Here is a 23,452-nt window from a genome sequence, read left to right as displayed (position 1 = left end):
AACGAGCATTCTGATCATTTCTTCCTTGAACTCAGCGTCGTAGCTCCGACGACTTTTTACAGATTTTTGGTCTTTCATTTTGCATCATGTTGTGCAAAAATGTGTGCCGCTTTTCGGAACCACCTCAACGAACCTTTCGGTTTTCACAACGACATACAACCCAATAATCCATACTCAGCATTTTAGATACAAAAAAATATACAAAATACTCATTATCAATTATTTACATAAACTCCCGCAATGTATGACAATACCAAATACACACCTCTGGTCGTTGTGAGGCATTCACATTCGCTAAAAATGGGTTTTAACCGCTACAAATGAATGCGCAGGTCCTGAATATTAACGGTTTCAGTTAGATATTGAAAATCCTATTTTTAAAAGATCAGGTGAGACATCCGGATGAGCCGCATGAATCAGTAATTAATGTTTCCGGGATCTGATTCCGCATATTATGGTAGTTGCATAAAGCTTGCACCGATCACTTTCAACCCATCATCAAAGCGTTTCCAAACTCTAAAATATCTAAATTTACCCTCCAATGGTGTTCCCATCATTTTCCCTTTCGCTGTCATTGTAACGATTGAAAGTGCGGTGTCGCCAAATATTTTAATGTCATCAATTTTTGTTGAAGCGTCTTCAATAATCATGGTTTTTGCTTTATGTGAATCCAAGTCCATTTTTTTGGTCAGAACTTGTCCTGTCGGCGCAACTGCAATTAGATCATCGTGTAACAATTGGTCAAGAATGTCAACGTTGCTCACAAGTTGAGCCGAAAAAAGTTTGTTTTCAGCTTCGACAACGTCTTGTTTGGTAATTTCTATTTTTTCCATATTTCTATTTTTAAGAACAAATCTTGTTGGTAAGCCGGCAAGAATATTCAGGGTATAGGTTGATAGTGCGTGGATCAGCGAAAGAGTAAATCGTTCGTTGGACCGGTCAAAAATAAGACGGCTTGTTAGCAATGGATGTCGGTAAAACTTGAGATTATATGTGATTTGCTTGAGACGGTACCCTATCGCCTACCTGCCCGGATCTGCCCCAATTTCCGGACGTTTCGTGAGACAGATCCTAACGTGATGACCGCCGTTCTATGGTTCGACAATTTCTAATTCAGATCTTAATTTGAGAAGCAACACCCCCTACTCCTTCGGATAAGCAAAAACAGCCCTGGTAGCAACCTTTTCCCCGACCTGTTTCGAAGCAATGATCTGGTCAGGCGCTTTCGACTGTTCTACCCAGTCTATAATAAGGCTGACCCAGTCTACCCTGTCGCAGCCTGGGCCGCCGCCGCAGTGCAGAACACCCGGAAGAAGGAACAGTCTTGCAAAAGACTGTGCGTCTTTGTCAGTTTTTAAAATGCCATTGTAATGCTCAATGGTTGCGTTTGCCGAGAGTGCAGCGTCATTCCATCCGTGAAAAAAAATGATTTTGCCATTTCGTTTTTTGAACCCGCTGTAATCGGTACTGGTGGCATCCAGGTAAGATGAAGCATACGCAGTTCCAAGGCGAAATTTTGGAAGTTGTACTTCGTATAGTTAAATGTAGAATCGTTGAAGATGAGATACTTAAAAATGTTTGTAGCAAACATATAATGCAGGCTGGGCTCTTTTTGCCGGGCGGAAACTGCCGCAGTAATCCACGGGTCCCAGGAACCGCCCTCGGCTTCTCCGCCAAATGGAAAACCGGGATAAATTTGGTTGCCATTGGCAACCAAAGGACTGTAAATCGACTTGATTGCCACGAGCTGGGCTTTTGTAAGACATGCGTTTCCCGGTTTTTGGTTAGCGCAAACAGGTAATTTAGAAAAATCAAACCTGCATTTACCTGGGTTGTTGATGATCCCGTCACCCGTCCCATCGAGTTGGTCACATTGTTTCAGAACTTCCTTGTGTAAAAGTTTGAGATTATCGGTAGTAATGACCGGGTTCGGATCTTTCGGATTCGGATAATTGAATTGGCTGTGCTGCAAAAACTTAGCAGCAATTGCCGGCCAGGCGAATGCTGGTGCCCCGGCCACGATCCCGTCAAAATCCTCGGGATAATATTGAGCCTCCACCATCGCCTGCCCGCCCCCACGCGAGCAGCCTACAAAATACGATTTGGAAGGTGCTGCACCGTAATAATTTTGCATAATGGCTTTCGAAACCACGGCGGTACGATGGATGGCAAGCCGCCCGAAGTTGAGCTGTCGCTCCATGTTGTTTTACGCCCATTTGGCATCGCCACCTCCCTCGTGGCCGGTGTCGGTGCCTGCGGTTGCAAATCCTTCGTCTATCTTAGACTTAAAATCATTTTGAATGTTTCCAACAAAACCGCCTCCTCCTGACATCAGAAAACGCGTATTGCCTTCGTCAGGCAAAAGGAGTTCAAAATTAATTTCCCGGCTTATCCTGCCCAGTACGCGACAGAAAGACTTCCTGATAACGATAGTTCCGCGCCATGGTTCCTCCGAATTCCTAATCGTATCCCCGGCATTGGACTCCGCGGCCAGAATCGTAACATCAGGAAATTGCAGGTTTTTCAACTCCGCTCAGGGCTTGCAAGGTTTTACAGTTTGGGCCGAGACAAGGCCGACAAACAAAATGAGGGCGAAGGAAACATAAAATTTTCTCATATATGAAAGGTTTTATAAGGTCGTCTCGCATTTCGTTAATAAAGCAAGATGAATTGACTTTATCCCCATTCACGCCTTGGCTGTTTTGAAAGTACCGGATGAGGCAATTCGAAATTTTTGAGGACAAAGCCGTGAACATTATTTCAAATACATTTCAGGGAAGCTCATTGTTAAATGCAGAAAATACGAACATTCAACATTCATCCCGTCAAAGAAATCAGAAAGTTACACGACAAAAAAATGGCACTTTATGAGCGGGTGTTGAAAGAAAATGATGAGATATGGGCAAGCATTAAACAATATTACAGCGTCGTAATATGAAGCGTTGACGTCCTGACATAGTCCTGAGAACCTTATTTGTTCAATTTACCTACCCAAATCATTTCGATGAAATCAATACACCGGTATCATTTTTTCCAGGGAAAATACGGCAAAGAGTTATTGGTAGACCTTGTTAGTATTTCGGACATTAACAAATACATTGAAGTTGCTCCTACCCACAGGTTAACATATTATGATATCACTTTTATAACAGATGGCAGGGAAAAAATTATTGTAAATCAGCACAAACTGTCTGTCCAACCTGGTGATGTTATCTGTTCAATTCCGGGAGAGGTATGGAGTTGGCCAAAACAAACAGTGCTTCAAGGTTATGCTTTGCTTTTTGAAGAAGCATTTCTTCTCTCGTTCTTCAATGGATAAAGGGCTTTTAAAAAAATTTCAATATTTAAAAAATGACAGCCTATTTTCAGTGCATAGACCGGGTGAGCAACTGTTCACTAAAATCCTAAATTATCTAGATCAAATCAAGAATGAACTCCAAATCGGTATAGATAGATGGAGACTGAATGTAACGGGTTAAAAATCAATAAAAGCTAGGTATTGAAATATACTTTTTAGTACATTTGTGTCGAAGTAAGATTTATATCCAGAGACATGCTTACCAAAGCGGAAAAGACCAAACAATTCATATTAGAAACAGCAGCACCCCTTTACAATGAAAAAGGTATATCAGGTGTAAATATCGATGACGTTCTGGCAGCGACCCAGTTGACGAAGGGTTGTTTATATGGGCATTTTGAAAACAAGGAAGACCTTTCCGGACAAGTAATTGATTTGTTATTGAAGAAAATATCTGACAAAATCCACTCGGCAGTAACCGAAAAGAAAACGTCAAAAGCAAAAATTTTCGCATTTCTGGATTTTTACAAAGACCCAATTGATACCTATATATCAGGAGGTTGCCCAATTTTTAACACTGCCGTGGATGCAGATGATAATTACCCGCTTATCAAAAAGAAGATAGCCGGCGTGTTCAGAGCCGGCCAGCAGGATCTTATAAATATACTTACAGAAGGAATCAGTAAAGGAGAATTCTCTTCAAATCTCGATGCTCCAGTGTTTGCTTTTAAATTGATGGCATCCATAGAAGGTGGTATCGTTATGTGCAGAACTATGGATACTGCAAAGCCAATGCAGTCACTGATCAAAAGCCTGAAGGCTGAACTAGAACAATACGGAACCTAATTTTTTTTGATACAAAATATACTAAAAAGTATATTTTGTATCAAAAAGTATAAGTTAAATTCATTAACAGCTCGCACCCAACAATCTCAAAATTTCAGTACTATGAATTTGAATAACAAAACAATCCTGATTACCGGTGGAGCTTGAAGCAAAAAAGATCAATACTTAATGCAAACGATAGGAAACAGACCATTTTTTAACAGCTGTATCGTGAGCGTTTGGGCTGTTGACGACAACTATGCTTCATGAAAGTACCTGCAACGCTCTTAGCACAAGCCGTAACCCTGGGAAGTATCAATATCATTTTAATAAAAACACCTAACGAATGAAAGCGTTTCAAATCAAAAAATATGATAAAAAAGAAGGGCTTCTTCTTGCAGAAGTCCCTAAGCCGTCTGTCAAAGACAATGAAGTTCTGGTAGAGGTACACGCCAGTGGTTTGAACCTTCTGGACTCAAAGATCAAGTCAGGTGAGTTTAAAATGATACTACCGTACCAGTTTCCATTAACCCTTGGGCATGATGCCGCCGGGAAAGTGGTCCAGGTTGGTAAAAATGTCAAACACTTCAAAGTCGGGGATCCGGTTTATGCTCGTCCGGCCGATTTTCACATCGGCACATTTGCCCAATACATTGCCATCAATGAAAACGACGTGGCCTTAAAACCAAAGAACATATCAATGGAAGAAGCGGCATCCATCCCACTCGTCGCGTTAACCGTCTGGCAGGCACTGGTAGAAATAGGCAATGTACAGAAAGGTCAGAAAGTATTTATCCAGGCAGGATCCGGAGGGGTTGGAACGATTGCTATTCAGCTGGCTAAATATCTCGGAGCAACAGTGGCGACAACAGCCAGTGAAAAAAGCTTTGACACACTAAAAAGTCTTGGTGCGGATGTACTGATCAACTATAAAAAACAGGATTTTGAAAATGTATTGCAAGATTATGATCTCGTACTTAACAGCCAGGACACGGCCACACTTAAAAAATCTCTCAATGTACTCAAACCTGGAGGCAAGCTCATCTCAATATCCGGGCCGCCAACACCCGATTTTGCAAGAGCCATCGGCGCTCCCTGGTACATAAAAATGATCCTCTCCCTAATCAGTTCAAGCGTACGGAAAAAAGCAGATAAACTCGGCGTACAGTATTCGTTCTTATTTATGAGAGCCAATGGTAAACAGCTGCACGAGATAACAAAACTGATCGAGTCGGGAGATATCAGACCTGTTGTGGACAAGGTCTTTCCATTCGCCCAAACCAATGAGGCGCTTGCCTATGTAGAGAGCGGGCGCGCGAAAGGGAAAGTTGTAGTCAAGGTCAGGTAAAGGCGTGGCACTACCATGGCATTTCTGAATGGAGGGAAACATTATAAACACTCGCTCAATCAAAAAACCAAACCATAAAAGTAAAGTTTATTTGTCTTTTAGATAAACAAAGTGTACTTTTAGACCATCGAACTTACAAAGCTATGACTAGGATATTTAAAGCTCTGGGTGTATTATTTGTTCTCGCCGGTGTTGCGATATTTTTTATTGACGAATCAACAGGTTCTGAAATACCTTTGCTGGTGGGGCTGTTTATGATATTTGTAAGCAAAGAAAAAATAGAAGACGAACGTGTCAAAATGTTAAAATCCTCTTCTGCATATACTGCACTGATTGTGGGGTACGGATTCAAGCTGATTAGTACGAATCTTCATGAACACCAAGCAATTTCGTTCCAGCTGACCGATATTAATCACTTCCTCCTACTCGTATTCGCTTTGGCTATTTGTATTTACTATTTACGATTATACCTTTCTTGGGAATAGCGGTTTAAACATGAAAAATTCCCTCAAAGTCGAACGTGCAAAACAGAATATAACGCAAGCCGAACTGGCTGAAAAAGTAGGTGTTTCACGGCAAACCATCAATTCTATCGAGATTGGAAAGTTTGTTCCATCAACGCTACTCGCCTTAAAGATTGCTTTCGTTTTCGGGACAACGGTCGACGAAATATTTGCCCTGGCAGAAACAGACTGGACTTAGCGCTGCGGATTATTTATCGCACGTTTTAAGACAAACTCATTCATCTCAATCATTCCCTGATATTACCCCCTCCCATACAGTAAAACGACTCCTATCCAGAGAAATCCTGTCAACCACATAACCCATTTTTTGCGGCGCTTCGGCCACTGTCGGATGGTAAAATAGAGAATTGTATTCACAGCGAGGGATGCCACAGCTGCTAGTGCATAATATCGAAATGGCAGTCTTTCAATTGGAATATTCCCTTTGATAAAAACATAAAATATCTGATACAAAAAAATCCCAATAATTATAAACCGCCAGGGGTCTTGTCGCATTTCGTTACGGGTATGCTCATCCATGGTATTTAAAATAACTGATGCCTGTGCCTATCGCTGCTAAACTTAAAGAAAGGCTTTTTGTATTACAATTTAAATGTCAGAAGCTTATTGTCAGTAATACCGCTATGAGAATCATATCGCCTAGGGAATTTCGGGAAAAGAATAAGAAATCAGTTTTACTGGCGCCAATCGATGAAAGTACTGAAACTGATGTCTTTTTCGGACCAGCAAGTGTTAAGTTCTCTTTAAAAGAGAGTATTGAGAACGTGAAAACTGGAAGAGTGACTTCTATCCGCGACCTCAAAACATGTGGACAGATATTCTGTAGCCTTCCCCGACAAACTTTCACCTTTACCTACTTTCAAAGTTAATGGGCAATGTATGCCTGGTAGCCACTTTTTTACCTTTTTTTACTGCGGGATCCCAGGCGCCACTCGTTTTCCTCACCAAGTCCATTACCTGCCGATCCACATTTTTGGTTACACCCCTATCCAGCGAATAGTCGCTCAGTTTTCCATTCTCGTGCACAACAAAAGAAACCAGAAGTTTGCCCCTTGGAATGCCGTTTGCAGGATTTATGGAAGGAAAGATATCGACATGCTCATTCAGTAGTTTTACAAACTCCTTTGGCCCCCCACGAAACTGCGGCGGGATTTCATCAACCGTGTATTCCGTTGGCTGCTTACCTGGATTTCGCACGCCTTTCAGTAATATTCCATCCTGATAATCTTCTTCGTAAACCAGATCATTGATGGAATGCCGACCAACCCAATGGCCTGTTTTTAAACCATTTACAACGAGTCCCTCTTCGTAAACCATTTCTCCATCATAAATTCCAGCCTGAATTCTGGCCGTTCCGGCCCCCTCTTTTACCAGAATTGTTCCGTCCATATCCCAGTTTTCAATCACTGAAACCTTCTTCTTGTTGTCCAACAGTATCACATTTCCAAGCTGGCCGTTCTCGTACCAGCTGGTGACCTGTGTGAGACTGTCTGCTGTAATTCTTTCTTCCCGCAACATTCCGTCCCTGTAATAGGATTTACTTACTGACGGTAGTTTCCCACTCCCCGGGTAGGCAACAAACGAGAGAAGCCGTCCGTCGGCCTGGGTTACTATTTCTTCCGAAGGACTTTCCCAATTGCCCATGTTGGCAGAAATACGGTAAGCCTGCACGGAATCCAGTTTGACCGGACCGGATAGCTTTACCCAGATCTCATCCTTCTGAAAAGGGAAGCTTTTCACTGTTTTCCATTCTCCACTTCTTTTTTCCTGAAACAGAATATCCGCACGTACATCCCCGTAGCGGTTTACTGGAATTACATTTCTGAATTTGAATTTTTTCTCGTCAGTAATCATCGTATGATTTTTGTCAAAATATTCAATCATTGCACTTTGCGTGCTGTCATAAGATTGAATGGGAGGCGTCCGGAAAACGACCGGGTACACAACAGCCTGCCTTACCGGCTGGCCTTTTAACATGGCAGGTTTCCAGGCTTTGTACAAACTCACGACCCGCAGCGCTTCGATATCGCACAAGCTATCCAGCGACCGCGCAATCCCGATGGCAGTCATTGTTCCGTCCGTTTCCACGACACCTTTGATCAGCACCCGTGAATTAAGTCCTTTTGCAGCGGCATGGATCGGAATCCTCAGGTTGGCCACGACGAAACGGTTGAAGAGTGCAAGCCCGCCACCAGGCTCTGCAACTTTTTCAACTTCGTTGGCCTGGTAAACTGTTTGTGCAAATGTTGAAAAACTAATCAGACAGAACAGTGCTACTATATTTTTCAATGACTAATTGTTTGATTATAGAAAGATAGAACTAGAATATTTCAATATCGCAAACATAACCAAATGTGTTATGAACTCAATGAATTCACGCTACAAACGTTGCGCATCCAGACCTATTTACACGAATGTGCCTTTCCGGTAGCCAAAGGATGCGGCATCCTTTTATACGCGCCGTCCAGATAAATCAACTTCACATGAACAGACCGGCATGGCATTCGAAGCAAAATATCATTTTTAAACAGATAGAAACATGGCCCAAAACAAACCGAGGGAATTCTCATTGGACTGGCGGAAGACGAGTGAAAAAAAAGATATAGTAGTTAGAACATTACGGCAGACATGCACTCATTTCAAAAAATAGCCGTTTTTCCGTAAAATGTATTTGTAATAGATACTCTTGCCGAGTTGAAAAGCTTTTACAAAACGATTCGCGTGAGGGAACATCCAATTAACAAATAACCTGTGATTATGAAATCGGTAACGTGCTGTTTTTCGGTAGCCTAAGTCTTTCCTGTCCGCTTCATTCGTTCGAATTGCGCCTGTCGGCATTTTAACCTCTCCCGGATTCGGAACCTCGATGCCTAAACTGATCAACAATGAACAACCGTAATCAAAAAGATCTTCCTTTTTCTCTGAAACGGCCAAATTTCTTGCCTCCTGCCAATATGTGCCCGTTGCCGTTTTATTGATCGTGGCAACATCAATAATCCAGTTAAGATTATCCCTGTTTTTAGATTCAATGGCATGGATCACAAGCATAAATATTTCGTACGCCAATTGCGGTTTTCTTGCATTCGGGATGAGCGGATAGTCATCCAAATGATCCCATAAATCTTTGGTAAAAGAAAAAGAACAGTGAGAACCTATGCGCCAATGCAAATCCAGTTGGCTGTCGTTCTTGGTATGAACACAAGAAATAGCATGATTGAAATACTGAAAAACATCCCTCCTTTTATCAAAATATTGAGCCAGTTTTTCAACAATTTTGAAATCATGAGCATGAATTATCTTCATAGCCCTGTCCAAGTCTGAGGGGTGGATCAGTAAATCAAAATCTGCCATAGGCCTGAGTTCACCAAGATCATAGAATGTTTTAAGGGAAGCTCCTTTGATTACAACACTCTCTATGCCCACATCCGCAAAGGCACTATGTATTACTCTTAATTGATTGGATAAATGCTGATTTTTTAGCCACCAGTATTTATATACGATCTTCAGACGCTTATCGTGGCTGGTAGTGATCCCATATTGTTCATTGCCATGATAAAAAAGTGGGAGTAGACGAAAACAGCCATAATCCAGTTCATCCATCACGACCTCTTTCTCCCACAAACGCACGAGATATTCACGCTCATCTTTGGTTTTTGCCAAACATGCCTTCACCATTAAAAGTTGGATGGATGTGAGGTTATCCACTGTGCTAAAAGTCTCTGATTTCATCTGCTACACGCTCAAAACCTGATTGATGACTAATGATAATAACAATCGCCTCAGCCTTGATGTTGACAATTTCGCGCTCAATCTCTTGAATAACATACTCGTCCAGGTGATTGAGAGGTTCGTCCAGAATCAGTATTTCTGACGATCGCAGAAGTTCCCGAATGAATGCTATCCGTTTTGATTCTCCGCCCGAAAGCCCTTCTCCCCTTTCGCCAACCCTTCGTCCTCCTTCCTGATGTAAGCCCGGCAGTAACCTGTACAGCCAGCTGGTTTGTAAGCTTTCCCATGCCAGCTGCGGCTCCGGATGTCCGAATAATGCATTTTCTTTGATATCGCCCATAAAAATAGGCGAGTCCTGATTCAGATAGGCAAATCGGTTTCGCAAGGACTTCAGTGTAACCCAGTCGGCCGGTTGATCATTGATTTCTAACCTGCCTTGCCCGGGCTCGATCAGTCCCATTAAAATATGTGCAACTGTCGTTTTACCGCTTCCATTGGCACCTCGCCAAAGATAGATGTTACCGGCATGTAGATCTAAGTCAACATGTTCAACCACCCATGTATCCTGGTAGCCGTATGATAAATCCCGAATGGAAATTTTTGTTATTGCCGGAAATTCCGTGAAAGAATCAGGGTCCGGGACCTTCTCTTCCTTTAAACCCAGAAACAGGGAAATGGTTTTCAGGGACTCCTGCGCTTCCATAATGTTACCCATGCCGCCAGTAACCTGACTGATATTTCCCTGTACTATGCTCACTATCAACAGGGTCAACAACAAGGCGTCCAAACCAATGAACCCCACCTTTACCCAGTAGATCCCGATTATGAATACAGCTACACGAACCATATTCGCCACGAACTGATTAATATTCCGCCAACGGGCCTGCGTCAGCAATAGTTGACTGTTAACGGCTACAAATTCGCCGGTCTTTGTCTGGTGCGCGTCGAATGACTCTGCATAGGCGCGATCCATTTTGAGCAGATCAAATTGATCCACACATTTCGCGATCCAATGATGCTGCACGCGCCAGGCTTCATGAAATTGTTTCATAAATGGCCTGGTTTGAACGGTAGCAAGTATATGGGCCGATCCCATGATCACTAAACCAGCCAGGCAGACAAAAAACAATGGTAAACTGACAAAACCAATAAAGATGCTTAAAATGCCGGCAATGAGGGCGTTGACAACAATTGATTCCAAAATGGCCACCAAACCATTCCTAACCCGCCAGGTTTCAATCAAAAGCATATCAAAATAATAAACGCGATTTTTGCCGTGGAATGTCAGCCAGTCAAGGGCATTCATTTTCTTCCAGATCCGGCTGCTTAGCTCTACCGTAAATTCACTCAGGACCGCAATGTTTATTCTTGATTGAAAATGGTGGGAAACAGCAGCGAGCAGCAGCATGAACAGCACCACCATGATATTGAAAAGGATCGCCGTGTCCGATGCAATTCCTATTTGCTTTAAAGACCGGTACAAAAATATGGGCCAGACTGCCGAAGCAAGTATGCGGAGGATACCCAGAGAAAATGACCCGACTACAGGTAGTTTGGGAATGGACTTAAAAAAAGAAATCCAAAATTTAAACAGGTTATCAAATTTCGGGGGATTTGCCTCAGGAATTTTCTCTCTTTGCATCCAAGTGCGTCTTTAACAGCTTCAAAAATACATTTTTGGAAATATTCCGTGTGGTGTTGTTTTCATGGATCCTACGGAAAGCCAATACTTGATCCAGCATAGTAAAGGGAACCTCCGCTCTGACGACCCGACTGAACCAATCCACGAAATCGCCGATCGCAACGGTTTCATCAAATAATCCGAACCGGTCAAAAACAGATCTTTTTCCCAGGAAAGAAATTTTTGAAAAACCTTTCAATGGTTCTTTCCGGGCCCGGTAGGATTGGCTGGCATTTTCTGGTAATGTTTCAAATTCCTGAACCATACAAAAACAAACATCATTTGCACTATTTGCCAAAGCTTCCATCTGCACTGCCAGCTTTTTGACATTCCATAAATCATCCGCATCCAAAAATGCGATGTACCGGGCGGACGAATATTTAATCGCGGCATTCAATGTCGCCGAAACACCTTGGTGGGGAAGGGCCTGTATGCTGATCCGATTATCGGACTTTGACATTGCGGTCACAATATTCAGCGTTTGATCCGCCGAACCATCATCCGCTACGATGATATTGAGATCTTTCCAGGTTTGATTTTGGACGGAAGCAATCGCCTCTTCAATGAATTTTTCGCCATTATAAACGGCAATAATCACGTCTATTTCAGAACCTTTCATCGCCCTTTGATTTGACGGTGCAACAAACCCAGAATCTCCTTTTTCATTAATGGTTTATTTAAACTGGCATTCTCTCCATGATACCATTTTTTCAATAACAGTTTATCTACATTGGCTTCCTTGCAACGGGCTGTACGCAGCCTGCGTATCAAATCAAAGTCACTGCTTACTTCCAGCGATTGATCAAACATATTGACACTGAGCAATGCCTGTTTTCTGATGAGTAAAGCACTTGGTACCAGAGACCGGTGCTCTTCAAATAATTTTTCACTAAAATTGGCCGGCAAGGTCACTCCCTCGTTACAGATAAATATTTGGTTACAGGTAACAAAAGAACAATAAGGATCTTTTTTCAACACGTCCCACTGATCCCGCAATTTAGACGGAGCCCATTCATCATCCTGATCCAAAAAAGCGACAATTTCTCCCGCTGTATGCCTTATACCGGTATTTCTGGCGGCAGCCACTCCGGCATTTTTCTGACAGATCACCTTTACGTCAGGATAATTGTTTTCAATGTAAGATGCCCCGCCATCCGTAGATCCGTCGTCTACGACGATTAACTCCCAGTTGGTGAATGTCTGACTCAATACGCCATCAATTGATTTTTTAACAAGGTCTTTCCCGTTGTAGAGCGGCAGGATAATACTGATCAACGGATCGGGCTGATCCACCCTGAAATCTTTAATCTGCGGCATGAATTCACTGGATTGATTTGCCTTTCTGCGTTGGACCGATTTGTGCAATATTTTTAGCAACTGCAGTTCTCCGATATTTTTATTCACCGACATATTATTCCCGTGAACATGGTAAAACAATGTGGTTGCTTCGTCAATGACAATGTTGATATTTTTTTCCCTTAATCTAAACCACCAATCCACATCTTCACTAAATGTCAATGTTTCATCGAACAGAAGCCCCTGCTCAAATATAGATTTCCTGGCCAGCAACGTACCCAAATGGACATGCGTAATGCGATTTTGCTCATCCTCAAATTTCATATTCAATTCAGGTTGGCCTTCCTGAACTATATATTGAATTTTCCCTGCTGCGACATCAATGCTGTTATCGTTGAAATAGGGTAACAAGATACTCACCTTATTGAATGGCCATTGATCGTCAGCATCTAAAAACCCTATAAACTCTCCATCCGCAGCACATATACCTGCATTCCTTGCCGCAGCCGGACCCGATTGAACGGAAGTATTTAAAAGTCTGCATTGTTCGAAATGAAGCGTCAGTTGAGTCAATTGATCCTTGAACTCTTCATCAGAAGCATCATTGACGATCAGGATTTCGACGGTGCAATCCTGAACATCCAAAGCGTCCTGCGCCAGAATACTTTCAATAGCTCTTCTTAATTCAATTCCATTATTGTGCGTAGGAACAATGACACTAATTTTAGGACAGTTCATTGGCTAAAAAATGATCAAATGATTCAACAAACTGATCCCGATTACGGCCTAAATGCCAATGGTATACCGGTAATAAAGAGGCTGCTTTCATCAGCTTACGGTAGGAATTTGGGCGGTGATGGGGTAAATGGTGCAGCGTGGTTGGCGCCATCGCCATCAGTGCCTGGGTAGGATTAGCCTTTTCAAAACGCGTGTGTTCCTGATGTGCTACCTTCGGCAATAGGATTGCCTGGACAGGAGAAACCAAAATTCCTGCTTTTGGATACATATCAGTAACATGAAAAATTGCCTTCTGCTCCTTGTAACTGGCTTTATTTCGGAGGTAAGGTTCCCATTCCGGGAATCTCGTCAGGAAATTATGGGGTTCCACTTTTGCAGTTTGATAGAGCGTATACACTTTAATTTCCTCGGCCAGTTCAACCCACACATAATCATCGCCCAGATAATCATAACCAGCGCGAAGCAAATTAAGGCACGACGTGGATTTCCCTGAGCCACTTTGTCCCGGAATCAGCACCCCGCGACCATTCTTTGCCATCGTACCTGCATGCACCAGCTGGGCAGGGAGATCCCTGGTCCATAAATGAAATAGTGCGCGAAAAGAAAAGGTGCATTCCCACCAGGGGACCTGCTCCACCTTCTGTACCCAGTAAATACCAATGGACTTACTCCTGGAATATAGAAATATCTGGGTTTGCCAGGGTTGAAAAAAGATCTGAATGTCTTCCTGATCAAGATCAGGGTGATAACCCTGGGCATTGAACCCTTCCAGCGGCGGGGCCTTCATGGCATGCGCAAGAGAATTATCATCGGCATACCAAATCGTCAACGCAGGTTTAATCTCCTCTTTTGCGTCCAGAAGATGTGCCAACGCCGGCAAAAACCGTTCTCGCAGAGGCAAGGACGGTGTACGTAAGTGAACAGTCCTGTTGGCCAGTTTTAACTGGTCCGTTTGCACATAAGGAAGTGAATCAAACAACGAAAGCACATTGTTGAAATAAGTACTTAAATCCAAATTGACTAAAATTTAGCTATTGTTACTTTGGACCGTCCATCCGTTTTCATCCACATCGTGAATCGGATCCAACATCAGCAAATCCTGCATATCCGCGTAACGATTAAACCGCCCCGGGATATAGGCATTGGGAGCGATACATTCTGGGCCGCTTTCCAACAAAATATTCTCGTCCCGCCTGATAATGTCCTGACTTACCAATTCCTTAAAAATGGAAGTCAATTCTTCTTTGATAACCTCAGTTTGTTCTGGAAATGCCTGTGAAACGACAGTAATAACCTGATTTTCACTGGAAAATGGAAGAGAATGGAGAAGGGAAACTGCGGCGCCCTGGACACTGTAATAAAGACCGGTATCTAAATTGGCGATAATATACTCGCCATCAAAAACATCGGCAGCCAAACGTTGGTTTAAGAAATACATCTATCAATAATGTTATAAGAAATTCCAGGGTTATGGGATTAGTTTGTAATCAATTAAAAATCCAACTGACAAAACTTTGATCCCCAATAGACATCATGAAGTAATGATCACATAAACTCATATAAGTTTATATCAAAGTTATTCTACCCAACAAAAGCCGAATCTACCGTTGCCGGACTAATTGCACCGGGCTATGTTTTCGCCAGCAGCGCTATTTCTTCACAAAAAAGAACCCTTTGTCATACCCGGCTTTAACATGATCGATTTCCATTTCCTGCTCACCTTCGACATAGGAAACAAACTGTGTTTTAATTTCATAATCCTGAAAGTACCCGAGAAACTTTTCCTCATTGAAAAACCAGGCGGGATAACGCGCTTCGTAAATTTCGGGGGGTACGATCTGAAGTGTAAGCCGGTCGGGTTGATTGTCATTAATAAATGCCGTCCTGTCTACGATAATGTATTTGAAATCGTACTTCATAATTTCCAGCAGGAACTCGTGTGGTTTTTCAAGATACTGCAGTACGCTCGAAAGCAGCAAAACATCAGCCCTTTTTGACGCCAGGCTTTCCAAAATAGTGAAGTGGAATTTCAAAATTTCGTCCTCAAACGATTGCTGCCCGCACCGGACATAGTTTTCCTGCTCTACAACGCTCCAGTGAATGTTTACACCAGCCGGAATAAGATCCCTTACCTGAAAATAGGTACTCCCCAAAGAACCACCGAAATCAATGACATTCAATGTCTTGTCACATTCAATAGCAGTGTAAAGAAGCGCCGAGATCACTGCATGGGGGTATATCTTCTTGTCGAATAAAACTGAGTCCCGCTCGTATACGGCCTGTCCGTTTTTGACTTTCAGCAATGCTTTTTTTGTGATATCCAGGATATTACCCGATTCATATCCGCCGGAAATGGACGTTAACGCTTCCCAGCTACTATAATTACCAAACCAGCCGTACTGGTTTCTGACGTCCTTCCTGCGCTTGAAAAATGACATTTTCTTTTGATAGAGTATAGCGCAATTTAGCTTATTGAATGAAAACAGCATTGGATTCGCGATATATCTTTGATATTTGTATTTCAAAGAATCCTTCCTCTTACGAACATTTTGCAAATGCAGAATTTTTGCACGCTTTTCAATTCATTCTACCTTTCGCGTGGATTGGCACTTTACAATTCGCTATCGAAACAAGACATTGATTTTCACCTGTATATCTTCGCATTTGACGACGCTTGCTACCATGTTCTGCGCCGGTTGGATCTATCAAATGCAACGATTATCCCGCTCGCCGAATTTGAGACACCGGAACTGCTTTCGGTGAAAGCCGGCCGTACCGCCGCAGAATATTGCTGGACATGCACTTCTTTTACCATCTGGCATAGCATCCATACCTACTCGCTCGATCACTGCACTTACGTGGATGCCGATCTGCTGTTCTTCGCAGATCCTCATGTGCTTACAGACGAAATGAGGGATAAATCTGTGCTGATTACCGAACACCGGTACAGCCGGGAATACGACCAGACCGCTTTGAGCGGCATTTACTGTGTGCAATTCGTAACCTTCAAAAATACCCAGGAAGGCCTCGCGGTGCTCGATTGGTGGATGAAATCATGCCTTGACTGGTGCTATGCGCGATTTGAAGACGGAAAGTTCGGCGACCAGAAATACCTCGACGACTGGACCGACCGGTTCAAGGGAGTACATGTACTGGAACACCCGGGCGGAGGCATCGCGCCGTGGAATTCCAAGGACTACACCTATGAAATTCAGTCGGATAAAGTGTATCTCAGGTCCCGCGACGGTGAAAAAGCGCCGCTTGTATTTTACCATTTTCACGACTTCCGATATTGTGTCGGGAAAAGCTTCCGGTTGACCGCAGAACAATATACACTTGGAAATGATGTGATAACGGTTGTTTATAATGCTTACCTCAAAGCCCTCGCTAATGCGGAATCACAAGTCCGGGCGATCGAACCGTCCGCTGTTTTCCATGAGAACCCTATGTCATTAAAATGGATAAAAGTAAGTTTGTCGCGTCGCATACAATTCATGTTTAAAGGACATTACAAAAATTACATGAAGAAAAACGCACTCTCCTAATTACCGGCTATGTCCCCGCCCCTACCAAAAATCACTGTGGTGACCCCTTCCCTTAACCAGGCGCGTTACCTGGAAGAAACCATCTGTTCCGTGTTGAACCAGGGATACCCCAACCTGGAATACATGATCATTGACGGAGGAAGCACAGACGGTTCGGTTGAGATTATCCGCAAATACGAAGGGCAGTTGACTTACTGGACGAGCGAAAAGGACAGCGGTTTGTACGATGCAATACAAAAGGGTTTTGCCAGGTCAACAGGCGAAATCATGACATGGATTAACGCCGACGATATGTATCACAGGCAGTGCCTCTTCACTGTGGCTGAAATTTTTCAGCAATTTCCTCCGGTGAAGTGGCTGATGGGCGCGAATACTTTCTTCAATGAGGCCGGCCAGTGTTTTCTCTATGAAGACCTGCCCTATTCCCAGCGGTGGTCGCGGTTGCGACTAAGATTGTTTGACGGGAAGTTCATCCAGCAGGAATCCGTATTCTGGCGGCGCGGGCTTTGGGAAGAAGCGGGCGGCTATATTGAACAAAACTATTCACTGGCCGCCGATTTCGAGTTATGGCTGCGGTTTTCGCGGTATCAGCCGTTGTATACGACATCGTTTATCCTGGGTGGGTTTCGGTTCAGGTCCGAAAATCAGAAGAGTTACGAACAGCGTGACCAGTATCTGCAACAAGTCACCGAATTATTGGCAAGAGAAAACAGAGGTGCCCTTCCCCTCCTGTTTTACCGCCTTCTGATTGGCCTCGCGAAAGCCGTCCCGAAAAGGAAATGGAGAAATAAATTACTGGCCGGCATTCTGGATCTGCCGCCTAAAATTACCTTCGACCGGGAGCACGGAATGGTATTTAGCAGGAAAAATGATTTTTAGTGACCCGATAGCCGTTCTTTGATCTTCTTGAACTGAAATCGAAGATATACCGGCAAGCCGAAACACTGCAGGATCAGTCTGCTTTTCTCCTTTTCGAAAACAAGGTCTTTCTGCAATGATGAGACACCCTTGTCGTTGAAAATCGCTATATCGTAATCCCTGAATGTAAAGCGGTAATCCTGCATTTTGTTGCATTCCATGTTAAGCACATGATCGGCAGAAATAGCGTAGCGCGTATCATACCTCCGCCCACGAAAAAAACCCGCCGGGTAGATAATGGCCTGGTGATTGATGCCGGTCTTGGCTTGTCGGTAAGGTGAAAGCTCGCCCAGGTATTTTTTTCCGGATTTTATCACGCTTCCGTAGTAGATCGAATGCGGGTCCTTCAATTCCTCCGCGAGCGCCGAAAATGCGGGCAGCAATATATCGTCGGCACCAATGAAGTACACCCATCCTCCTTTAACGTGATCCAGGGCTTTGTTCATGGCGTCGTATATCCCGCTATCCTTCTCACTTTTCCAAAAGGCAAACCTCGCTGAATTCTGACGGAGAATCTCCAGCGTATTATCTGTGCTTGCCCCATCCACTACGATGATCTCAATGTATGGATATTGTTGGGCATAGATACTGTCCAAACATTTTTGTAAATACCTGTCCGCATTGTATGTGACCAAAATGACGGATATCAGCTGATTACGCTCCATACCCCTCAAACAGCCAGCGCACTTTCAATCTGAACAACGGGCGCAAAACCACCCAGATACTGATTCAGCCCCTGAGTGCAATACACTGACTTATGCAACATACTATCCAAAAGAAGCCCATCCGTCTCCCGAAAGCGAGTCCGGTCTGCTTCCGGATGAAAAATATGGAAAACCACCCCGCCAAACTTAATTGCACGTTTTTTCAGCCCGGAATTGAGCAGCCTCACGGCAATCTCATTATCCTCCCGGCCCCATGCATGGAACACCTCGTTATAACCATTGACACGCACGAGATCTTCCTTCCAGAAAGCCATGTTGCAGCCCCTTAAGGTATAGATGTCCTGATTCCTGTACCGGTCAGCCATATACCTGCTCAGCCAGCGTATGCTGAAACGGTTGCAAATGTTCGTAAGCCCCGATTGGAAAATAGCTACACTTGGTTTTTGCAAATGCACCAGCTTATCGGACAATTGCTTATTCATCAGCACCCTGCTCCCGGCCACAAAGGTCCCGCGCTTTCGCAAGGCCAGATGATCCTTGATAAAATGCCTGTGCAACAGCAGGTCTCCGTCAATCTGGATAACATAGTCATAAGAGCATATAGCGATGGCTTTATTCCGGATCTTCGAAAGTCGGAAGCCTTCGTCCTCCTGCCAGATGTGGATAAGCTTTACGGGAAAAGTCTGACGAATGGCCTCGATAAGCTCCGCGGTTTGCGCAGTCGATCCATCGTCGGCCACTATCACTTCGCCCGGCAAAACCGACTGTTCTTTCACGCTAAGCAGGCAAAGCCGTAGCGCTTCAGGCCAATTGTAGGTAGAAATAATAAGTGAGCTAGAGAAGGTCTTCATATCCATTAGTGCATCTTTTAACTTTTGTAACCAGCGTTTCTTCAATGATTTGCCTGTGAAAAGGCTCGTTCGGTTTTGGCAATTCGTTATGATGTAGGTGAAACTGAACCGCGGCCAATTTCACGATCTTTTTCCCGATGCTGTTATTGATGAATCGGGCTGCCAGTTCCTCGTCCTCATGGCCCCACCCGTTCAGGTCATTATTGTAGCCATTGACCTGCACAAAATCCGCCTTCCAAAAAGCCAGATTACTGCCACGGACACTGCGGCTTTTCATTTCCTTCCGATGCCCAAGCCACCACAGCAAAGGCAAACGCAGTGCATTCAGACGGTTGTAAACACCGGACGAATAAAAATGGAGATTTGAACCGGGCTTTTGAAGCAAGGTTTCAGTCCTGCGCGAAGTAAGCCTTGCACGGGTCCCGCGGATAAAAACACCCGGTTCCGCCGCCGCGATATGGTCGGCTACAAACGACGGGTGCAACAGTACATCCCCATCAACCTGGATCAGGTAACTTCCGGTGCTGCGCGCGATCGCTTTATTAAGTATCCGGCTCTTCCGGAAACCCATATCTTCATGCCAGACATGCACAATAGGAACAGGGAACGCTTCCCGCATCTGGTCGATTACAGCGCGCGTTCTTCCATCCGAACCATCGTCGGCAATAATCACTTCTTTTGGTAAAACCTTTTGGGCTGCGACACTCAATAGGTTACAATGCAGTGCTTCGGACCAGTTATAAGTAGCTGTAACAAGCGAAGTCGGCGGAGCGACGTCCATCAAAAAATTTGGTCGTTTACTTGATACACTTTAATGCCAGATACCCTGTTTCACGGACATTTTCAGTCCGGTAGAGCAACGAGAGTCAAGAAAAAAGGAAATAAAATTAAAGAAGGAACAAGCGGTTACTTGTGTTGATATACGTTTGCAGGTTTTGAAGTTGTTTTTGAGATAAAAGACAGAGAGGTACAGTGCTGATAGCGGCCATTGATTTACGTTTGTTAGGGATTGAATATTTTTAGCATTGGTACAATTTAAGAACCGGAAATGAAATTTATCAAGCCTTGTGCAATATTTATTTTTACAAATTATGTAACCATTGCACTACATTAGTTAATTCCCCATAGCCTTGATAATGCATAAGAGATCAACAAGGCTCAAAAGGTTGTAGCCGTTCTGAAATTTATTTTATTCCTGAAGCAATACTTGAATAACCGCATAGCACCGGGTTGAAAGTAGTTTCCCAAAGGACATCCATAGCATTTGTAAACTTACTGTTTTCTAGCTTTGCAGGATGTTAAAAGAGAAAGTTCAAACCAAGAGATAATGAGTAACGATACATCAAAAAACAACCCGCTTTTGTGTGATCCTGAAACCGGTACGTGTGAAATACCTGAATTCAAAAGCAACGAAGCTGCAACGAGCAGCGCCCAATCAAAAGAAAAACCTGTCAAGGTCATTTATTTCACTGATCCGATTTGTTCCTCCTGCTGGGGCATTGAACCGCAATTCAAAAAGCTAAAACTGGAATACGGCAATCATATAGATATAGAATACCGGATGGGTGGTTTGCTGCCAGATTGGGGTTACAACAGCGGTGGTATCAGCAAGCCCTCAGATGTGGCGCATCATTGGGATGAGGTGAGCGGGCACTACGATATGCCTATTGACGGGGATGTTTGGTTGGAAGATCCCTTACATTCCTCCTATCCGCCTTCCGTCGCATTTAAAGCCGCCCAAATGCAGCATAAGGACAAAGCGATCCTGTTTTTAAGAGCAATCAGGGAAATGGTTTTTCTGCAGAAAAAGAATATTACCAAATGGGAGAACCTGGCTTTGGCGGCCGAAAAAGTCGGTTTGGACGCGGAGCAGTTAAAGTACGACTTTGAGAACCAGGCAAACACACTCTTTGAGGAAGATTTAAAACTGGCTCGTGAATTTGGCGTAAGAGGATTCCCGACAATGCTCTTTTTCGACAGTTCAGGCAACAAAGAGACGGTATATGGTTCAAAGCCTTATGCCTATTACGAAATGGCAATCCTGAAACTCAGCCCTGATGCCGTAAAAAGCGAATACAACAAAGACTGGGAAACACTTTTCTCCAAGTATCATTCGTTGACGGCAAAAGAATTTTCCGAACTTTCCGGGATACCGAGGAATGAAAGTGAAACGCTGTTAAATGAACTTTCAGATAAACTAAGATTGAAAAAACTGACAACCAAGAATGGGGCCATCTGGTTGAAATAAAGAAAACAGGCATAAAAAAATATTCCGTCCGGTCAATTGTTTCCGAGGCAACCTGACGGAAATTTTTGCGCACAATACCGATGTCAATTTACAAAGCTCGTGTTTTGCTTTGGAAGACTTGTTAGCCTGTCGAGCTTGGTTGTAAGTTTCGCACCGTCCGTATTCTTTACATAGCCGGCACATTGTAAGCCGCGGCGATGTCTGCAAATTCCCGGGGATGAAAATACAACATCCGATTTTTACGCCTCTTCAATGTAATCCTGCAAAGGAAAAGGTACCGGCTCAATGGAATGTTCTCAAAGAACTTATTACAAAGACCACTTCGTCACAGAAGCGAGCGAAGGCTGTTTTTTATCAAGATAATGTAACCTCAGAAACCCTGCCAGCATCAGACTGGTGCCCAGCTTGGATTCATAATATGGATCATTGGGCTCCCTTACAAAAAGCTTTCCGCTCCAAAGTTTTTTGATCCCTATATCCGCCAGCTGCCTGGCACGCTGGTACATTTTTTCGTTACCAAGGATTTCGTAGGCATCCAGCGAAAATTGAAGGTTCGAAGCAAGGCTGTTGATCACAAACTTGTCCGGCCACTGGTGGTTTTCCACCGCATCCGCCACTTTTTTTACCATCCCGAGATAGGCTTTATCCCCGGTAGTTTTGTAAAAATATGCCGCTATGCTTCCGAAAAGCAACATATCAGCCTCGCTGTACCCCGTCGAAACCATAGGGATCATGTCAGTGCCGTCTGGTTTTCCGTCCGGTTTCACCAGCAGATAGTAACCTTTGCCGGCAGCGTTCCAGGAATATTTCTCAGCGGCTTTCAGCATGGTTTCCGCCTGCGCCTTGAAATGTCCGAACTCCGGATTGAGCTCCCAGGATTTCAGCAGATAATAGCTTAGCAGGGCAGTCCCGTTCAGCGAAGAGAACATACCACTCGGACGCGGGTCATCGATGCAGCCTACCGTCAGATCGGTTTCAGGATTGCGGTATTTCCAGAACAAGTTTCCTGCACCTTCCGCCCATCTTTTCCATTCCGGATTCCGGGTTTTGGTATACAAAAACGTAAAAGAATATGCCTGAAGACCGGAATGCTTGATCCAGGCCTGGCCACCGTCCTGGTACTGCTCCAGTCCGCGGTACTCAGGTTTTTCAATTTTATTCCAGCGGGCATGCCGGTTAAACAAAAAACTCTGTGTAACCGGTGAACGGAAATGCCCTCTTACCCCCGTGATCGCCCTGTTTACCCTTGCCGAATCCATTCCCCAGAGATAATCCCAGGGCGGAGTGTTTTCTATAAACTCATGGGTAAAGAACGTCCCGGGTTTTTCGAGATCTCCCTCCATGATTTTCTCATTGAAGAAATTGTAATACAGGTGTTCCCCCCAGCCCAAAAGTCCCGTATATGGATTCTGGCAAAGGGTCAGAAAATCACGTGTATAGTCCGTCGCGGCCTGTTTGTATTTGGCATCACCGGTCAGTTTCGTCAGGTTTTCTAACAGCCTGATGGTTTCCACATCATGGTAATAATTGCTCCCCCCGACAGCCCTGTCCGATTCCCGCGTTCCTTCCGTAGGTGGAACGCGGGATTTTGGAACGCTCATATCCCGCGAATCGATCACGGAGGCGAGCATGCTGGATTGCTGAGTACCGTATACATCTTTGCCATGGAGGATCAGGTTGTCGCAATGTGTTTTTACATAAAACAGATAATCCTTGTTCTGCGCAAAAGCTCCGGTTGCCGACAACCCAAAGACCAGGGATAATGTGACCAGGTATTTCATAGATG

The 23,452-nt window shown here is 43.9% G+C and carries 23 protein-coding genes and 1 pseudogene; 9 read left to right on the top strand and 15 right to left on the bottom strand.

The window, feature by feature from the left end; genetic code table 11:
- Positions 1–186 (top strand): hypothetical protein (locus FBF61_RS34925; RefSeq protein ID WP_205748329.1); only part of this gene is annotated, 186 nt, incomplete at its 5' end.
- Between the two features lie 266 nt (positions 187–452).
- Here FBF61_RS34925 and FBF61_RS28745 read toward each other — a convergent pair.
- From FBF61_RS28745 to FBF61_RS28735, 3 genes and pseudogenes are all read right to left on the bottom strand, one after another.
- Positions 453–833: a nuclear transport factor 2 family protein gene (locus FBF61_RS28745; protein WP_138483989.1), complete on the bottom strand. Its 381-nt coding sequence runs from the start codon at positions 831–833 to the stop codon at positions 453–455.
- 309 nt (positions 834–1,142) lie between these two features.
- Positions 1,143–1,481 (bottom strand): tannase/feruloyl esterase family alpha/beta hydrolase, encoded by a 339-nt coding sequence (locus FBF61_RS35675; RefSeq protein ID WP_138484018.1) that lies wholly within the window; start codon positions 1,479–1,481, stop codon positions 1,143–1,145.
- A gap of 41 nt (positions 1,482–1,522) precedes the next feature.
- Positions 1,523–2,527: pseudogene (locus FBF61_RS28735) on the bottom strand (tannase/feruloyl esterase family alpha/beta hydrolase); the annotation flags it as partial.
- 477 nt (positions 2,528–3,004) lie between these two features.
- Between FBF61_RS28735 and FBF61_RS28725 the strand changes: the two are divergent.
- From FBF61_RS28725 to FBF61_RS28705, 5 genes are all read left to right on the top strand, one after another.
- Positions 3,005–3,319, top strand: coding sequence for a cupin domain-containing protein (locus FBF61_RS28725; RefSeq protein WP_138483983.1), 315 nt, complete (start codon positions 3,005–3,007; stop codon positions 3,317–3,319).
- 234 nt (positions 3,320–3,553) lie between these two features.
- Positions 3,554–4,144, top strand: coding sequence for a TetR/AcrR family transcriptional regulator (locus tag FBF61_RS28720; protein WP_138483980.1), 591 nt, complete (start codon positions 3,554–3,556; stop codon positions 4,142–4,144).
- A gap of 325 nt (positions 4,145–4,469) precedes the next feature.
- Positions 4,470–5,471 carry an NADP-dependent oxidoreductase gene (locus tag FBF61_RS28715; protein ID WP_138483978.1) on the top strand — a complete coding sequence of 334 codons (1,002 nt, stop codon included), beginning with the start codon at positions 4,470–4,472 and terminating at the stop codon, positions 5,469–5,471.
- A gap of 143 nt (positions 5,472–5,614) precedes the next feature.
- Positions 5,615–5,956 (top strand): hypothetical protein, encoded by a 342-nt coding sequence (locus tag FBF61_RS28710; RefSeq protein WP_138483976.1) that lies wholly within the window; start codon positions 5,615–5,617, stop codon positions 5,954–5,956.
- Between the two features lie 10 nt (positions 5,957–5,966).
- A complete protein-coding gene (locus FBF61_RS28705; RefSeq protein ID WP_138483974.1) occupies positions 5,967–6,173 on the top strand; it encodes a helix-turn-helix transcriptional regulator in 207 nt (68 codons plus the stop codon).
- A gap of 671 nt (positions 6,174–6,844) precedes the next feature.
- On the opposite strand, the gene FBF61_RS28700 is transcribed toward FBF61_RS28705, so the two are convergent.
- From FBF61_RS28700 to FBF61_RS28665, 8 genes are all read right to left on the bottom strand, one after another.
- Positions 6,845–8,284, bottom strand: a complete 1,440-nt coding sequence (locus tag FBF61_RS28700) for an energy transducer TonB (RefSeq protein WP_138483971.1) — start codon at positions 8,282–8,284, stop codon at positions 6,845–6,847.
- 345 nt (positions 8,285–8,629) lie between these two features.
- The gene (locus tag FBF61_RS28695) at positions 8,630–9,724 is read right to left on the bottom strand and encodes a nucleotidyltransferase family protein (protein WP_138483969.1); all 1,095 of its coding nucleotides are present in this window, start codon (positions 9,722–9,724) and stop codon (positions 8,630–8,632) included.
- On the bottom strand, positions 9,705–11,366 hold the full coding sequence (locus tag FBF61_RS28690; RefSeq protein ID WP_138483967.1) for an ATP-binding cassette domain-containing protein: 1,662 nt from the start codon (positions 11,364–11,366) through the stop codon (positions 9,705–9,707). Before FBF61_RS28690 ends, FBF61_RS28695 begins: the two co-directional genes overlap by 20 nt.
- Positions 11,344–12,024: a glycosyltransferase family 2 protein gene (locus FBF61_RS28685; RefSeq protein ID WP_138483965.1), complete on the bottom strand. Its 681-nt coding sequence runs from the start codon at positions 12,022–12,024 to the stop codon at positions 11,344–11,346. The genes FBF61_RS28690 and FBF61_RS28685 overlap by 23 nt, the downstream gene beginning before the upstream one ends.
- The gene (locus tag FBF61_RS28680) at positions 12,021–13,439 is read right to left on the bottom strand and encodes a glycosyltransferase family 2 protein (RefSeq protein WP_138483963.1); all 1,419 of its coding nucleotides are present in this window, start codon (positions 13,437–13,439) and stop codon (positions 12,021–12,023) included. Before FBF61_RS28680 ends, FBF61_RS28685 begins: the two co-directional genes overlap by 4 nt.
- Positions 13,426–14,454, bottom strand: a complete 1,029-nt coding sequence (locus FBF61_RS28675; protein WP_138483961.1) for a hypothetical protein — start codon at positions 14,452–14,454, stop codon at positions 13,426–13,428. The genes FBF61_RS28680 and FBF61_RS28675 overlap by 14 nt, the downstream gene beginning before the upstream one ends.
- Positions 14,455–14,466: 12 nt before the next feature.
- Positions 14,467–14,877, bottom strand: coding sequence for a hypothetical protein (locus FBF61_RS28670; RefSeq protein WP_138483959.1), 411 nt, complete (start codon positions 14,875–14,877; stop codon positions 14,467–14,469).
- Between the two features lie 211 nt (positions 14,878–15,088).
- Positions 15,089–15,877, bottom strand: a complete 789-nt coding sequence (locus tag FBF61_RS28665; RefSeq protein WP_138483957.1) for a methyltransferase, TIGR04325 family — start codon at positions 15,875–15,877, stop codon at positions 15,089–15,091.
- 117 nt (positions 15,878–15,994) lie between these two features.
- Between FBF61_RS28665 and FBF61_RS28660 the strand changes: the two genes are divergently transcribed.
- Positions 15,995–16,984: a glycosyl transferase gene (locus FBF61_RS28660; RefSeq protein WP_138483955.1), complete on the top strand. Its 990-nt coding sequence runs from the start codon at positions 15,995–15,997 to the stop codon at positions 16,982–16,984.
- A gap of 9 nt (positions 16,985–16,993) precedes the next feature.
- Positions 16,994–17,863: a glycosyltransferase family 2 protein gene (locus FBF61_RS28655; RefSeq protein WP_138483952.1), complete on the top strand. Its 870-nt coding sequence runs from the start codon at positions 16,994–16,996 to the stop codon at positions 17,861–17,863.
- Here the strand turns inward: FBF61_RS28655 and FBF61_RS28650 are convergent.
- From FBF61_RS28650 to FBF61_RS28640, 3 genes are read right to left on the bottom strand one after another with little or no spacing between them, the layout of a single operon-like run.
- Positions 17,860–18,567 carry a glycosyltransferase gene (locus tag FBF61_RS28650; protein WP_138483950.1) on the bottom strand — a complete coding sequence of 236 codons (708 nt, stop codon included), beginning with the start codon at positions 18,565–18,567 and terminating at the stop codon, positions 17,860–17,862. The two genes, FBF61_RS28655 and FBF61_RS28650, sit on opposite strands and share 4 nt — an antisense overlap.
- A gap of 5 nt (positions 18,568–18,572) precedes the next feature.
- Entirely contained in the window at positions 18,573–19,418 is an 846-nt protein-coding gene (locus FBF61_RS28645) for a glycosyltransferase family 2 protein (RefSeq protein WP_138483948.1), read from the bottom strand.
- Positions 19,402–20,199, bottom strand: coding sequence for a glycosyltransferase family 2 protein (locus FBF61_RS28640; protein WP_138483946.1), 798 nt, complete (start codon positions 20,197–20,199; stop codon positions 19,402–19,404). Before FBF61_RS28640 ends, FBF61_RS28645 begins: the two co-directional genes overlap by 17 nt.
- Positions 20,200–20,745: 546 nt before the next feature.
- Between FBF61_RS28640 and FBF61_RS28635 the strand changes: the two genes are divergently transcribed.
- Positions 20,746–21,666, top strand: coding sequence for a ClpXP adapter SpxH family protein (locus FBF61_RS28635; protein ID WP_138483944.1), 921 nt, complete (start codon positions 20,746–20,748; stop codon positions 21,664–21,666).
- A gap of 308 nt (positions 21,667–21,974) precedes the next feature.
- Here FBF61_RS28635 and FBF61_RS28630 read toward each other — a convergent pair whose 3' ends face one another.
- Positions 21,975–23,447 (bottom strand): hypothetical protein, encoded by a 1,473-nt coding sequence (locus FBF61_RS28630; RefSeq protein WP_138483942.1) that lies wholly within the window; start codon positions 23,445–23,447, stop codon positions 21,975–21,977.
- Positions 23,448–23,452 lie beyond the last annotated feature (5 nt).

Origin of the sequence: Dyadobacter bucti (assembly GCF_005869225.1) — a bacterium.
Classification (GTDB): Bacteria; Bacteroidota; Bacteroidia; order Cytophagales; family Spirosomataceae; genus Dyadobacter; species Dyadobacter bucti.
This window is presented reverse-complemented; position numbering and strand designations above follow the sequence as displayed.

Coding starts and splice junctions, on each gene's coding strand:
- FBF61_RS28640 (WP_138483946.1), bottom strand. CDS start 20,199: ATGGACGTCGCTCCGCCGACTTCGCTTGTTACAGCTACTTATAACTGG.
- FBF61_RS28705 (WP_138483974.1), top strand. CDS start 5,967: ATGAAAAATTCCCTCAAAGTCGAACGTGCAAAACAGAATATAACGCAA.
- FBF61_RS28720 (WP_138483980.1), top strand. CDS start 3,554: ATGCTTACCAAAGCGGAAAAGACCAAACAATTCATATTAGAAACAGCA.
- FBF61_RS28660 (WP_138483955.1), top strand. CDS start 15,995: ATGCAGAATTTTTGCACGCTTTTCAATTCATTCTACCTTTCGCGTGGA.
- FBF61_RS28670 (WP_138483959.1), bottom strand. CDS start 14,877: ATGTATTTCTTAAACCAACGTTTGGCTGCCGATGTTTTTGATGGCGAG.
- FBF61_RS28745 (WP_138483989.1), bottom strand. CDS start 833: ATGGAAAAAATAGAAATTACCAAACAAGACGTTGTCGAAGCTGAAAAC.
- FBF61_RS28725 (WP_138483983.1), top strand. CDS start 3,005: ATGAAATCAATACACCGGTATCATTTTTTCCAGGGAAAATACGGCAAA.
- FBF61_RS28645 (WP_138483948.1), bottom strand. CDS start 19,418: ATGAAGACCTTCTCTAGCTCACTTATTATTTCTACCTACAATTGGCCT.
- FBF61_RS28690 (WP_138483967.1), bottom strand. CDS start 11,366: ATGCAAAGAGAGAAAATTCCTGAGGCAAATCCCCCGAAATTTGATAAC.
- FBF61_RS28685 (WP_138483965.1), bottom strand. CDS start 12,024: ATGAAAGGTTCTGAAATAGACGTGATTATTGCCGTTTATAATGGCGAA.
- FBF61_RS28695 (WP_138483969.1), bottom strand. CDS start 9,724: ATGAAATCAGAGACTTTTAGCACAGTGGATAACCTCACATCCATCCAA.
- FBF61_RS28665 (WP_138483957.1), bottom strand. CDS start 15,877: ATGTCATTTTTCAAGCGCAGGAAGGACGTCAGAAACCAGTACGGCTGG.
- FBF61_RS28715 (WP_138483978.1), top strand. CDS start 4,470: ATGAAAGCGTTTCAAATCAAAAAATATGATAAAAAAGAAGGGCTTCTT.
- FBF61_RS28680 (WP_138483963.1), bottom strand. CDS start 13,439: ATGAACTGTCCTAAAATTAGTGTCATTGTTCCTACGCACAATAATGGA.
- FBF61_RS28650 (WP_138483950.1), bottom strand. CDS start 18,567: ATGGAGCGTAATCAGCTGATATCCGTCATTTTGGTCACATACAATGCG.
- FBF61_RS28630 (WP_138483942.1), bottom strand. CDS start 23,447: ATGAAATACCTGGTCACATTATCCCTGGTCTTTGGGTTGTCGGCAACC.
- FBF61_RS28655 (WP_138483952.1), top strand. CDS start 16,994: ATGTCCCCGCCCCTACCAAAAATCACTGTGGTGACCCCTTCCCTTAAC.
- FBF61_RS28710 (WP_138483976.1), top strand. CDS start 5,615: ATGACTAGGATATTTAAAGCTCTGGGTGTATTATTTGTTCTCGCCGGT.
- FBF61_RS28635 (WP_138483944.1), top strand. CDS start 20,746: ATGAGTAACGATACATCAAAAAACAACCCGCTTTTGTGTGATCCTGAA.